This window comes from Leyella stercorea (assembly GCF_019052365.1).
Classification (GTDB): domain Bacteria; phylum Bacteroidota; class Bacteroidia; order Bacteroidales; family Bacteroidaceae; genus Prevotella.
On sequence record NZ_JAHQUY010000005.1, the window covers coordinates 1 to 12,212 of the forward strand.

A 12,212-nucleotide genomic window follows, 5' to 3' on the forward strand; every position below is an offset into this window, starting at 1 on the left:
CAAGCATTTTGAAGAACAGGGAAAGACCACCAAAAGGTGTTATTTCCTTATTTACGAACTTTATGTCACAGTTTCGCATCGGAGTATATTCTTTTTTCGTGGTAAAGTTAGTAAATATTTATGAATCAAGCATATACAAAGCTGCTTTTCTAATGGCGGTCATTAGAAAAAGCTTCTTGTCATTTTCTAATGACCGATTTGGGTTTATTATTGGCTATGTAACTTAAGCTATCTGTTGAGTCGGTTTAGAACGTGATGTTCACACCGGCTGCAAAGGCGCTGTTGTTGCGGGTGTAGTCGGAGTTGTATGTGTTAGACACGCCCGGTGCGAGAGTCACGGTCTCCGAAGTCTTCACGTGGTCGTAGAATGTGTGGAAGTAAGCCACGGAGAAGTCGAGCTTCTTTGTGATGTGGTAAACGCCGCCCAAGCCAACAGAGTTGGAGCCAACAACGAACGACTTGTCGTCCATGTACTCGTCTGTAAGACCGTAGTTGGTGTTCTGCCAACCGGTGCTGACCGTAATCTTCTTTGTCACGTCGTACTCAACGCCGGCGTTGAACTCGAGTGTACCGCGCTTCTTGAGCAGCTTGTTGCGGTTGTTGTAAGAAGTGGCGTTATAGTCGTCGAACCAGTGGAAGCCCACGTTGATGTGCAGCTCGTCGATAGGACTGTAGCCCACACCCACGGTGAGCAGCGACGGTATGTCGCCAGCAATCTTCTTGCCGTCGGCGTACTCGCCGATAGCCTTGTCGATCTTCGAGTCGAACTGCTGCTTCAGACCTGCTGTTGTAGCCACAACGGTCGGGTCAGCGAGCACCGCAGTAGAAGTCTGTTCAGCCTTGATTATAGCCTGCTCCTGCGGCAGACCAGCCTGCATGAACTTAGCGGTGAGAACCTTGTTCATCTGGTTCTTCAGATTGTCGTCGAGGTTACCGATAGACGGCAACTGGTTGACCGACTTGTTCTTCAGACGCATACGAGTCTTGAACTCGTACTTAGCCGAGAAGTTCCAGTGTCCGGTCTTATAGTCGACAGCCAACATTGGTGTGAAGCCGATGCCGCTCTGGTCGCAGCTCAGCTCGATGTTAGCCGAGTTCTCCTTCGACGGGTCGAGCACCTGGTAGAGCGGCATATTGCCCACCTTGATGTCCTCAACATATCCGTAGTAGTTGCAGGTAGCGTAGATGCCGCGCAAGCCGGCGTAAACGCTGAAGTTGTCGCTCACCTTGTAAGCTGCACCAGCCGAAAGACCGAAGTAGTACTGACGGCCATGCATGTAGCTGTTGAAGCTGTACGAGCCATTCTTGCCGAAAGCCTTGTCAGAGGTGAACATCTCTGCGCCGAGTTTGGTGTCGATAGCGCGAGCCAGTCCGATCGCACCCATAGCAGTCTCGCTCACGATCTTCTCGAACGAGCCGAGTCCGTTGTCGAACGTACACTTACCGCCGCCGCCAGTCAGCGCGAAGTTGCCCTGCAGCGACCATCTGCCCTTGTTGTATGCATACTGGAAAGAAGGAATAACCGGCGCGACAGCCTTTCCCTTGAAGTCGCGTGGAGTAGTAGGATTGTTCACGTTGTTTGTGAACAGCTTGTAGTCGTTATTGATTGTACGTGTCTGCCAAGCCGCCTGCCAGTTGATAGCGAGGTGGTTGCCTTCGCCCATAAATACAACACCAGCCGGGTTATAATACACACCATCAATACCAATAGAAGCCTCGCGGCTCATCATACGACTGAATGCGACGTGCTGGTTGGTGTTAGTGAGAAGACCGCCCGCAAAAGTCGCGCTGCTTGAGGCAATCGCTGCTGTCAAGCATACTGTTTTAAACTTGTTTATCATAATTACCTTGAATAATTGGTTGCAAAGTTAGCTGAATTGTTCTAAACTTCGGCTATATCATGGTTTATTTTAATAACTATTAACGCTTAGAGGCTCAACTTCGCGTGTGTGTATGTTATGCTTTTGTCACCGTTCGCGTTCGCCGTCCGATCGGATTGCGTCCGCCGTCCGATCGGATTGCGTCCGCCGTCCGATCAGATTGCGTTCGGTGTCCAATCGGATTGCGTTCGGTGCACGATGAAAAGAGTATGCCGGAGACCTCCGCTACTAGATGTCCAAAACGATAAAAAACGTTTAAATGCGTGCGGCTATAGCCTCAGTCTTGAAAAAAAAGAGTAACTTTGCAGCATAGTACTATTTATACGTATATATTCATTAACAGCAAATTAAGATCAAGACCAATTCCTTGCGACGCGTGGATGCGCCGTCGGGAGTGTCACCCCTTTTGTTTAAACAGAAAGAAATATGCACAAAGCAGGATTTGTAAACATAGTGGGCAATCCTAATGTGGGCAAGTCGACGCTGATGAACCAGCTTGTCGGCGAGCGCATCAGCATTGCCACGTTCAAGGCGCAGACCACGCGCCACCGCATCATGGGCATCGTCAATGAGGAAGACGCGCAGATCGTATTCTCTGACACGCCCGGCGTACTCAAACCAAACTATAAGCTCCAGGAGTCGATGCTCGCATTCTCGGAGTCGGCGTTGCAGGATGCCGACGTGCTGCTCTACGTCACCGACGTCGTGGAGAACCCCGAGAAGAACCAGGACTTCCTCGACAAGGTGAAGCGCATGAAAATACCCGTGCTGCTGCTCATCAACAAGATTGACCAGAGCGACCAGAAGACGCTCGGCGACACCGTTGAGCGCTGGCACTCGCTGCTGCCCAATGCCGAGATTCTCCCCATCTCGGCTAAGAACAAGTTCGGCGTTGACATGCTCATGCGCCGCATCAAGGAACTGCTGCCCGACTCGCCGCCGTTCTTCGACAAGGACCAGCTCACCGACAAGCCCGCACGCTTCTTCGTCTCGGAGATTATCCGCGAGAAGATTCTGCTCTACTACGACAAGGAGATTCCGTACTCGGTAGAGGTGAAGGTGGAGTCGTTCAAGGAGACCGACAAGCACATCGACATACACGCCGTGATATACGTGGAGCGCGACTCGCAGAAGGGCATCATCATCGGACACCAGGGCGTGGCGCTGAAGAAAATGTCGACCGAGGCACGCAAGTCGCTCGAGAAGTTCTTCGGCAAGAGCGTATACCTCCACACCTTCGTGAAGGTGGACAAGGACTGGCGCAGCTCGCAGCGCGAACTCGACAACTTCGGATATAACCCGGAGTAAACTCCCCTGAATAGCAAAGAGGGGATACTCTCGTCAGACTGGCGAGGGCCGGAGTAGGGTCAGCTTCGGAAAATCGTTAACAAGGATGCAGAGACCACATCCTACAAGCCTCCGTGAGATGCGGAGGAAAGAATGACTAAAAGAATATGGCAAATTTAGTGGCAATAGTGGGACGCCCGAACGTGGGCAAGTCTACACTGTTCAACCGCCTGACCAAGACACGTCAGGCAATCGTTAGCGACACCGCAGGCACCACACGCGACCGCCAGTACGGCAAGTGCGAGTGGAACGGACGCGAGTTTTCTGTAGTAGACACCGGCGGATGGGTCGTGAATAGCGACGACATCTTCGAGGATGCCATCCGCAAGCAGGTTATCGTGGCAACCGAGGAGGCCGACGTTGTGCTCTTCGTCGTTGACGTGCAGACCGGACTCACCGACTGGGATCAGGACGTGGCTACAATCCTCCGCCGCACCAAGCTCCCCGTGATTCTTGTGGCTAACAAGACCGACAACAACGACCAGATATACGACGCGGCTGAGTTCTACGCACTCGGACTCGGCGAGCCGCAGTGCATCTCGTCGGCAACCGGCAGCGGCACGGGCGACCTGCTCGACCTCGTGCTCACAAAGCTCAAACCCGAAGTGAAGGAAGACGTAGAGGACGGCATACCACGCTTCGCCGTAGTAGGACGCCCGAACGCCGGCAAGAGCTCTATCATCAACGCCTTCATCGGCGAAGACCGCAACATCGTGACCGAGATAGCCGGCACCACACGCGACTCTATCTACACACGCTACGACAAGTTCGGCTTCGACTTCTACCTCGTAGACACAGCCGGCATCCGCCGCAAGAACAAGGTGTCGGAAGACCTGGAGTTCTACTCGGTGATGCGCTCCATCCGCGCTATCGAGAACTCCGACGTCTGCATCCTCATGCTCGACGCAACACGCGGCATCGAGGCGCAGGACATGAACATCTTCCAGCTCATACAGCGCAACAACAAGTCGCTCGTAGTGGTTGTCAACAAGTGGGACCTCGTGGAGAACAAGGACCAGGCAGTCATCAAGACCTTCGAGAACGCCATCCGTCAGCGCATGGCTCCGTTCGTCGACTTCCCTATTATCTTCGCCTCGGCGCTCACCAAGCAGCGCATCTTCAAGGTGCTCGAGACAGCCAAGGAGGTGTACCTCAACCGCAAGGCACACGTGGGCACATCGAAGCTCAACGAGGTGATGCTACCGCTCATCGAGGCTTACCCGCCACCATCAACAAAGGGCAAGTACATCAAGATAAAGTACTGCACGCAGCTGCCTAACACGCAGATTCCGTCGTTCGTGTTCTACGCCAACCTGCCGCAGTATATCAAGGAGCCGTACCGCCGCTTCCTCGAGAACAAGATTCGCGAAAACTGGTCGATGCACGGCTGCCCGATAAACATCTTTATCCGACAGAAGTAACTAAAAGGGGGTGCAGTTGTCTCAACTGCACCAACCTATTTGCACCAACCTATTTGCACCAATAGCTCGGTTGGTGCACTTGAGACAAGTGCACCCCCTATCTGCACCAACCTATTTGCACCCATCTAATTGGTTGGTGCACTTGAGACAAGTGCACCCCCTATTTGCACCCCTATTTGCACCCCCTATTTACACCAATCTATGCGACACATTATATATTTAATAACAACCTTGTGTAGTCTGGCCCTCGTCTCCTGCGGCAAGCAGTCTGCTGCCGTCAGCCCCGACGAGATGGCATCGCGTGCCGCCAAGGTCTACTACGACTATCTGCTTCACGGCAACTGCGCGGCATACGTCGACGGCTTCTACCGCCCCGACAGCATACCAGAGAGCTACCGCGAGCAGCTCATCGTGAGCGCAAAGCAGTACGTAGGGCAGATGAAGACCGACCACCAAGGACTCGTGAGCGTTGAGGCTGCCGGAGCACGCACCGACACCGCGAAGCACGTGGGCGAGGCGTACCTCATGCTCGGCTTCGGCGACAAGACTAAAGAGGAGATCGTTGTGCCACTCGTGCTGCACAACGGCAACTGGATGCTAAGATAATGATATAACATATACAAAAAAAGAGCCATGTTGCATCAACTGCGACATGGCTTTTCAATTAATAGTAAAGTGATGACTATCAGTTTTTCTTATTCTTTGAGAAGGTAATTATTAGGTGATTGTTTAAAAGGTACTTATCTGCTCGCTTCGTCCTGTAAAAGAACCGCTCGCAGACGGTTTGTGTCTTATGGTTTTGGTAGGTTGTTATGTACTGATGATAATTTTCGTGTGCAAAGATAGTTTTATTTTCCAATATGGCAAAATTATCTGGCACTTTTATTTCAATTAAAGCGATATTTGTTTAAAATTCGCAATTATTCTGTCTTTTTTCTGTTTTTTACAGGAAATATTGAGCCAAATCAATATGTTATTAAAATAATTATCCGTACTTTTGTATTACACCCGAAAACGGTTGAAATCCAATCACCACCTCACCACCTCACCATAACAAATCTCACCACCTCACCATCTCACCATAACACCACCATATGTCTACAATATCTCCCTTTGCGCATCCGCTCTACGTGATGCTCAAGCCCGTTGGCGCAGCCTGCAACCTGCGCTGCGAATACTGCTACTATCTTGAGAAGTCGAACCTCTACCGCGATGCGCAGAAGCGCGTGCTTTCGGAGGAGATGCTCGAGCAGTTCACCAAGGAATACATCGAGGCGCAGACCTCGCCCGACATTCTCTTCACATGGCACGGCGGCGAACCGCTCATGCGCCCACTTGCGTTCTATCGGAAAGCTGTGGAGCTGCAGCGCAAGTACGGCGTGGGCAGACGCATATCCAACTCGATACAGACCAACGGCACGCTGCTCAACGATGAGTGGTGCCGCTTCCTGCGCGAGAACAACTGGCTCGTCGGAATATCCATCGACGGACCGCAGGAGTTTCACGACGAGTTCCGCCGCACCGCCTCGGGCGCACAGACATGGCAGAAGGTGATGCACGGCATACGCCTGCTGAAGAAGCACGGCGTGGAGTGGAACGCGATGGCGGTGGTGAACGACTTCAACGCCGACTATCCGCTCGACTTCTATCGCTTCTTCAAGGAGAACGGATGCCAGTTCCTGCAGTTCACGCCTATCGTTGAGCGCACGGTGAAGCACGCCGACGGACGCCATCTCGCCACGATCACCGACCCGGCAGACGCGCCGCTCTCCGACATGAGCGTCACGCCGGAACAGTGGGGACGCTTCCTCTGCGCCATCTTCGACGAGTGGGTGCGCCACGACGTGGGCAAGATATACGTGGAGCTGTTCGACTGCATGCTTGCTAACTGGGTGGGCGTGACGCCCGGCATCTGCATGTACGCCAAGGAGTGCGGACACGCCGGCGTGATGGAGTTCAACGGCGACGTCTACTCCTGCGACCACTTCGTGTTCCCAGAATACCGACTGGGCAACATACGCCAGAAAACCATCACCGAGATGCTCTACGGCGAGCAGCAGCAGCGTTTCAGCGAACTCAAGCACAAGTCGCTGCCGCAGGAGTGCAAGGAATGTCGCTGGGAGTTTGCCTGCCACGGCGAGTGTCCGAAGAACCGTTTCATAAAAGACCGCTACGGCAACCCCGGCAAGAACTATCTCTGCCGCGGCTACCAGCAGTTCTTTGAGCACGTAGCGCCCTACATGGAGTACATGAAAAACGAATACCTCAACCAGCGTCCGCCTGCGAACGTGATGGATAGGGTAGACGAGATAGCAAAAAAGTAGCGGAGGTCTCCGGCCTCCGCAGCAGTTGATAATACATTTGTTTATTCAGTATTATTGCTTGCTGCGGAGGCCGGAGACCTCCGCTACTAATATATATATATGTAATGTAGTTAGAGTTGCTTGAGCTTGCTCATTTCCACCTCCTTCACACGCTTGAAGAGGTCGGAAGCGAAGACGAGGTCGTTGAGCTTCTCGTTCGTAGCGCCCATCACATCGTCCTTCGTGCCATGCCACTCGTTGTTGCCCTGGTAGATGAAGAGGATGTTCTCGCCGATGCCCATCACTGAGTTCATGTCGTGCGTGTTGATGATGGTCGTGATGTTATACTCCTTCGTGATAGACGAGAGCAGCTGGTCGATAACGAGCGACGTGTGCGGGTCGAGGCCCGAGTTAGGCTCGTCGCAGAACAGATACTTCGGGTTGAGCACGATGGCGCGCGCTATAGCCACACGCTTCTGCATACCGCCCGAGATCTCACCCGGATACTTCAGCTGTGCGTCGCTGAGGTTGACACGGTCGAGACACTCCTGGGCGCGGCGCACACGCTCGCGGTAGTTCATTGAAGAGAACATGTCGAGCGGGAACATCACGTTCTCCAGCACGTTGAGCGAGTCGAAGAGCGCTGCGCTTTGGAATATCATGCCCATTTCGCGGCGCATGAACACCTTCTCCTGCTTTGTCATAGCCACGAAGTTGCGTCCGTCGTAGAGCACCTCGCCGCTTGTAGGCGTGAGCAGTCCCACGAGGTTCTTCATCAGCACGGTCTTTCCCGAACCGCTCTGTCCGATGATGAGATTCGTCTTGCCGTCCTCGAAGACGGCGTTGATGTCTTTCAGCACTTCCTTGTCGCCGAATGACTTATATAAGTGTTTTACTTCTATCATATTGTGTTGAGGTGTTGAGATGTTGAGGTGTTGAGATGTTGAGGTGTTGAGATGTTGAGGTGTTGAGATGTTGAGGTGTTGAGTTGTTGAGGTGTTGAGATTTGTTGTTAGGGTGGTAATGTCACCACCTCACCATCTCACCACAACAACTTCATTTTTCACCACATCACCATCTCACCACAACAACTTCATTTTGCTTAGCTGAGCAGCTGAGTGAGGAATACGTCCGAGAACAATATCAATACACTTGAGCAGACCACAGCGTCGGTACTCGCTTTGCCTACTTCCACCGATCCGCCTTCGACTGTGTAGCCGAAGAAGCTCGACACGCTCGAAATGATGAACGCGAAGACAAGACTCTTGATGATACTCATCCACATGAACCACGCATTGAACGAGTGCTGCAGACCCAGCGTCAGGTCTTCGGGCGAAAGGATGTGTCCGATGTACGCCGTGCCGTAGGCGCCGAGAATACCCGTGGCTGAAGAGAAGATGACGAGGAACGGCATCAGCGTCACCAGTCCCAGTATCTTCGGCAGGATGAGATAGTTGGCGGAGTTGACGCCCATTATCTCCAATGCGTCAATCTGCTGCGTCACGCGCATCGTGCCCAGCTCCGAGGCGATGTTGGAGCCCACCTTGCCGGCAAGAATAAGACACATGATGCTTGAAGAGAACTCCAAGAGCAGAATCTCGCGCGTGGTGTAGCCCGACACCCATCGAGGCATCCACGGACTCTGGATGTTCAGCTTCATCTGGATGCAGATTACGGCACCGATGAAGAACGAGATGAGCAGCACGATGCCTATGGAGTTGACGCCGAGCGCAGACATCTCCTTTACGTACTGCTTCAGAAACATGCGCATACGCTCAGGTCGCGCGAAGGAACGGCCCATCAGCATGATGTAGCGCCCCAGTGTGTTTAAGTATTTTAATATCAACATAGTTGCGTTCGCTTTATATAATATTGTATTAACGATGCAAAAGTAGCAATAAAAAGATAAAAACTCGGCATTGTGCATAAGTTTTTATGTTTTATTTGTGGGTTTTCTATCAATTTGCACTACCTTTGTAGAGTAAATAATAACAAGAACATGAGTGAAATCGACATAAAGAATGGTCAGGCGGCAGAAGCTGCTGCAGAGGACAAGCCCCACTGCATGGTGCTGCGCACCGAAGGACTGGTGAAACGATACGGAAAGCGTACCGTTGTCAACAATGTGTCTATCAACGTGAAGCAGGGCGAAATCGTAGGTCTGCTCGGACCGAACGGCGCCGGCAAGACAACGTCGTTCTACATGACCACCGGACTCATTGTGCCCAACGACGGCCACATCTATCTCGACGACAAGGAGATAACCGACTATCCCGTCTACAAGCGAGCACGCGCCGGCATCGGCTATCTGCCGCAGGAGGCAAGCGTGTTCCGCAAGCTGAGCGTGGAGGACAACATCATGGCGGTGCTCGAGATGACAAAGCTCACGCACCATCAGCAGCTTGAGAAACTCGAAGCGCTCATTGCCGACTTCAACCTCGGAAAGGTGCGCAAGAACATGGGCGACCAGCTCTCCGGCGGCGAGCGCCGACGCACCGAGATCGCTCGCTGCCTCGCCATCGACCCGAAGTTCATCATGCTCGACGAGCCTTTCGCTGGCGTCGACCCTATCGCCGTAGAGGAGATTCAGCACGTGGTGTGGCGACTGAAGTACCGCAACATCGGTATTCTCATTACCGACCATAACGTGCAGGAGACGCTCACCATCACCGACCGCGCATACCTGCTCTTCGAAGGACGCATCCTCTTTCAGGGCAACCCCGAGGAACTGGCGCAGAACCGCATCGTGCGCGAGAAGTATCTCGGCTCGCAGTTCGAACTGAAGAAGAAAGACTTCCAGCTCGTGGACGAACAGAAACGTAAGCGCGACCGCGACCGCGAACTGCAAGGATAAACAACCGGCTTGGCGACTCACGCTACACGCATTTTTCAATAGTAAATAGACAAGAACTTTAAGGCATAACCAATAGACATGAAGATATTATTCGTTTCTGATATTCACGGTTGTCTGCCAACGCTGCAGCAAGTGCTCAGCTTCTACGACCGCGAACACTACGACATGCTCTGCATTCTGGGCGACATACTCAACTACGGACCGCGCAACCGCATTCCCGAAGGCATCGACCCGAAAGGCATCGTCGAACTGCTCAACGCTCGCAAGCACAACATCATAGCCGTGCGCGGCAATTGCGACGCAGAGGTAGACCAGATGTTGCTCCAGTTCCCGATAATGGCAGACTACGCCCTCGTCGTAGACGGCACACAGCGCTTCTTCCTCACACACGGACACGTATACAACGAGCAGAACCGTCCAACGTTCAAGCACGACATATTCATCTACGGACACACCCATCTCTGGAAGCTCGAAGAGACGGAGCAGGGCGACGTGGTGTGCAATCTCGGCTCTATAACCTTCCCCAAAGGCGGCAACGAACCCACTTTCGCCACCTACGACGACGGCGTGATGCGCGTGCGCAGAATGGACGGAACCGTGCTGCGGGAGCTTGTTAAAAAAACAAATTTTTGACCTTTATATTCTCTATTTACATTATTAATGTGTAATTTTGCACTTCCGTGGAGTGCAGCGAATATAAAGACTACAAGCTGAAGCTGCAAAAGCTATAAGCTGAAACGGCAATACGCACTCAGTCAAACCGAATATAATAAGTAAAAACAATAAATACAAAAAACAGAAAAATGAACATTTCATTTGAAAATCCCGACAAAGTGAATGGTCTGTTGACTATCACAGTCGAAGAGTCAGATTTCCAGGACTCTGTCGAGAAGACACTTAAGGACTACCGCAAGAAGGCTAACATCCCTGGCTTCCGCCCGGGTCAGGCTCCTATGGGTCTCATCAAGCGCCAGTTCGGTGCATCTGTACGCTACGACGCTGTTAACAAGTTCGTAGGCGAGCAGCTCTACAAATACATCAAGGACAACAATATCCAGATGCTCGGCGAGCCTCTGCCTTCTGACAAGCAGGAGACTCCGGCTGACATCGAGAAGCCGGCTCCTTACACATTCGTATTCGACATCGCTGTTGCTCCGGAGTTCACAATCAACCTCGACGGTCGCAACAAGATCGACTACTACACAATCAAGGCTGACGAGAAGCTCATCAACGAGCAGGTAGACATGTACGCAAGTCGTGCAGGTAGCTACTCAAAGGTTGAGGAGTACGACGGCGAGAAGAACGATATGCTCAAGGGCGACCTGCGTGAGCTCGACGCTGAGGGCAACACAAAGGAAGGTGGTATCACCGTTGAGGCTGCTGTGCTCATGCCTTCATACATCAAGGTTGACGAGCAGAAGGACCTCTTCAAGGGTGCTAAGCTCGGCGACATCATCACATTCAACCCGCGTAAGGCTTATCCGGAAGGCGAAGCAGAAATCTCTGCTCTCCTCAAGATCGACCGCGAGGTAGCTAAGGAGCTCGAGTCTGACTTCAGCTATCAGATTACAGAGATCAGCCGCTACAACAAGGCTGAGATTAACCAGGACCTCTTCGATCAGGTATTCGGCAAGGACGAGGTTAAGAGCGAGGAAGAGTTCCGCAACAAGATCGCTGAGTCTCTCAAGCCGCAGCTCGAGACCAACTCTAACTTCAAGTTCCTCCTCGACGTTCGCGAGTACTGCGAGAAGAAGGTAGGCGAGCTCACATGGCCTGACGCACTCCTCAAGCGCGTTATGCTCATGAACAACCAGGACAAGGGCGAGGAGTTCGTAGAGAAGAACTACGCTGAGAGCATCAAGCAGCTCGAGTGGCACCTCATCAAGGAGCAGCTCGTTAAGGCCGCTGAGGTGAAGGTAGAGGACGCTGACATCCGCGAGGCTGCTAAGGAGATGGCTCGCATGCAGTTCGCTCAGTACGGCATGACAAGCATTCCTGAGGAGTACATCGAGAACTACGCTAACGAGCTTCTCAAGAAGCGCGAGGCTGTAGACAACTTCGTAGAGCGTGCTATCGACGTGAAGCTTGCAGCTGCACTCAAGAACACCGTAACTCTCAACGAGAAGGAAATCACTCTCGACGAGTTCAACGAAATGATGAAGTAATAAGTCTATTTGATAGATATAAAAAATCCCTTGCAGAGCAATCTGCAAGGGATTTTTTTAATTAGTAATTATTAATTAGTAATTATTAATTGGCTGGTAGATGGCTGGCAGATGGCTGGCAGATGGGGTCTATCTATCAGCTATCTATCAGCCTTTAACTCTCTACTCAACAACGCGTTACACGCCTGCTGGCAGATATGGTACATTTTTTCGCGTTGATAGAGTTTTTACATATCCTCTTC

Annotated in this window: 11 protein-coding genes; 8 read left to right on the top strand and 3 right to left on the bottom strand. The window is 52.1% G+C overall.

Features of this window, described 5'->3' with window-relative positions; all coding sequences use genetic code 11:
• Positions 1-227, top strand: a 227-nt coding sequence (locus tag KTQ90_RS01610) for a hypothetical protein (protein WP_217316970.1), incomplete at its 5' end; no start/stop codon positions are given.
• Positions 228-245: 18 nt separating this feature from the next.
• Here the strand turns inward: KTQ90_RS01610 and KTQ90_RS01615 are convergent.
• Entirely contained in the window at positions 246-1,841 is a 1,596-nt protein-coding gene (locus KTQ90_RS01615; protein ID WP_217316971.1) for an OmpP1/FadL family transporter, read from the bottom strand.
• Between the two features lie 465 nt (positions 1,842-2,306).
• Between KTQ90_RS01615 and era the strand changes: the two genes are divergently transcribed.
• The 4 genes from era to KTQ90_RS01635 all read left to right on the top strand — a co-directional run bounded on the left by era (position 2,307) and on the right by KTQ90_RS01635 (position 6,972).
• Positions 2,307-3,188 carry a GTPase Era gene (gene era / locus KTQ90_RS01620; protein WP_217316972.1) on the top strand — a complete coding sequence of 294 codons (882 nt, stop codon included), beginning with the start codon at positions 2,307-2,309 and terminating at the stop codon, positions 3,186-3,188.
• 146 nt (positions 3,189-3,334) lie between these two features.
• Positions 3,335-4,648, top strand: coding sequence for a ribosome biogenesis GTPase Der (gene der / locus KTQ90_RS01625; RefSeq protein WP_217316973.1), 1,314 nt, complete (start codon positions 3,335-3,337; stop codon positions 4,646-4,648).
• 201 nt (positions 4,649-4,849) lie between these two features.
• The gene (locus tag KTQ90_RS01630) at positions 4,850-5,254 is read left to right on the top strand and encodes a hypothetical protein (protein WP_217316974.1); all 405 of its coding nucleotides are present in this window, start codon (positions 4,850-4,852) and stop codon (positions 5,252-5,254) included.
• Between the two features lie 488 nt (positions 5,255-5,742).
• Positions 5,743-6,972 carry an anaerobic sulfatase-maturation protein gene (locus KTQ90_RS01635; protein WP_217316975.1) on the top strand — a complete coding sequence of 410 codons (1,230 nt, stop codon included), beginning with the start codon at positions 5,743-5,745 and terminating at the stop codon, positions 6,970-6,972.
• A 110-nt stretch (positions 6,973-7,082) separates the two neighbouring features.
• Here KTQ90_RS01635 and KTQ90_RS01640 read toward each other — a convergent pair whose 3' ends face one another.
• The gene (locus tag KTQ90_RS01640) at positions 7,083-7,856 is read right to left on the bottom strand and encodes an ABC transporter ATP-binding protein (protein ID WP_217316976.1); all 774 of its coding nucleotides are present in this window, start codon (positions 7,854-7,856) and stop codon (positions 7,083-7,085) included.
• Between the two features lie 197 nt (positions 7,857-8,053).
• Positions 8,054-8,800 carry an MlaE family ABC transporter permease gene (locus KTQ90_RS01645; RefSeq protein ID WP_217316977.1) on the bottom strand — a complete coding sequence of 249 codons (747 nt, stop codon included), beginning with the start codon at positions 8,798-8,800 and terminating at the stop codon, positions 8,054-8,056.
• Positions 8,801-9,016: 216 nt separating this feature from the next.
• Here KTQ90_RS01645 and lptB point away from each other — a divergent pair, with 216 nt between their 5' ends.
• The 3 genes from lptB to tig all read left to right on the top strand — a co-directional run bounded on the left by lptB (position 9,017) and on the right by tig (position 11,970).
• The gene (lptB, locus tag KTQ90_RS01650; protein ID WP_217317015.1) at positions 9,017-9,805 is read left to right on the top strand and encodes an LPS export ABC transporter ATP-binding protein; all 789 of its coding nucleotides are present in this window, start codon (positions 9,017-9,019) and stop codon (positions 9,803-9,805) included.
• 78 nt (positions 9,806-9,883) lie between these two features.
• Positions 9,884-10,438: a phosphodiesterase gene (gene yfcE / locus KTQ90_RS01655; RefSeq protein ID WP_217316978.1), complete on the top strand. Its 555-nt coding sequence runs from the start codon at positions 9,884-9,886 to the stop codon at positions 10,436-10,438.
• A 170-nt stretch (positions 10,439-10,608) separates the two neighbouring features.
• The gene (tig, locus tag KTQ90_RS01660; protein ID WP_217316979.1) at positions 10,609-11,970 is read left to right on the top strand and encodes a trigger factor; all 1,362 of its coding nucleotides are present in this window, start codon (positions 10,609-10,611) and stop codon (positions 11,968-11,970) included.
• Positions 11,971-12,212 lie beyond the last annotated feature (242 nt).

Coding starts and splice junctions, on each gene's coding strand:
- KTQ90_RS01615 (WP_217316971.1), bottom strand. CDS start 1,841: ATGATAAACAAGTTTAAAACAGTATGCTTGACAGCAGCGATTGCCTCA.
- era (WP_217316972.1), top strand. CDS start 2,307: ATGCACAAAGCAGGATTTGTAAACATAGTGGGCAATCCTAATGTGGGC.
- der (WP_217316973.1), top strand. CDS start 3,335: ATGGCAAATTTAGTGGCAATAGTGGGACGCCCGAACGTGGGCAAGTCT.
- KTQ90_RS01630 (WP_217316974.1), top strand. CDS start 4,850: ATGCGACACATTATATATTTAATAACAACCTTGTGTAGTCTGGCCCTC.
- KTQ90_RS01635 (WP_217316975.1), top strand. CDS start 5,743: ATGTCTACAATATCTCCCTTTGCGCATCCGCTCTACGTGATGCTCAAG.
- KTQ90_RS01640 (WP_217316976.1), bottom strand. CDS start 7,856: ATGATAGAAGTAAAACACTTATATAAGTCATTCGGCGACAAGGAAGTG.
- KTQ90_RS01645 (WP_217316977.1), bottom strand. CDS start 8,800: ATGTTGATATTAAAATACTTAAACACACTGGGGCGCTACATCATGCTG.
- lptB (WP_217317015.1), top strand. CDS start 9,017: ATGGTGCTGCGCACCGAAGGACTGGTGAAACGATACGGAAAGCGTACC.
- yfcE (WP_217316978.1), top strand. CDS start 9,884: ATGAAGATATTATTCGTTTCTGATATTCACGGTTGTCTGCCAACGCTG.
- tig (WP_217316979.1), top strand. CDS start 10,609: ATGAACATTTCATTTGAAAATCCCGACAAAGTGAATGGTCTGTTGACT.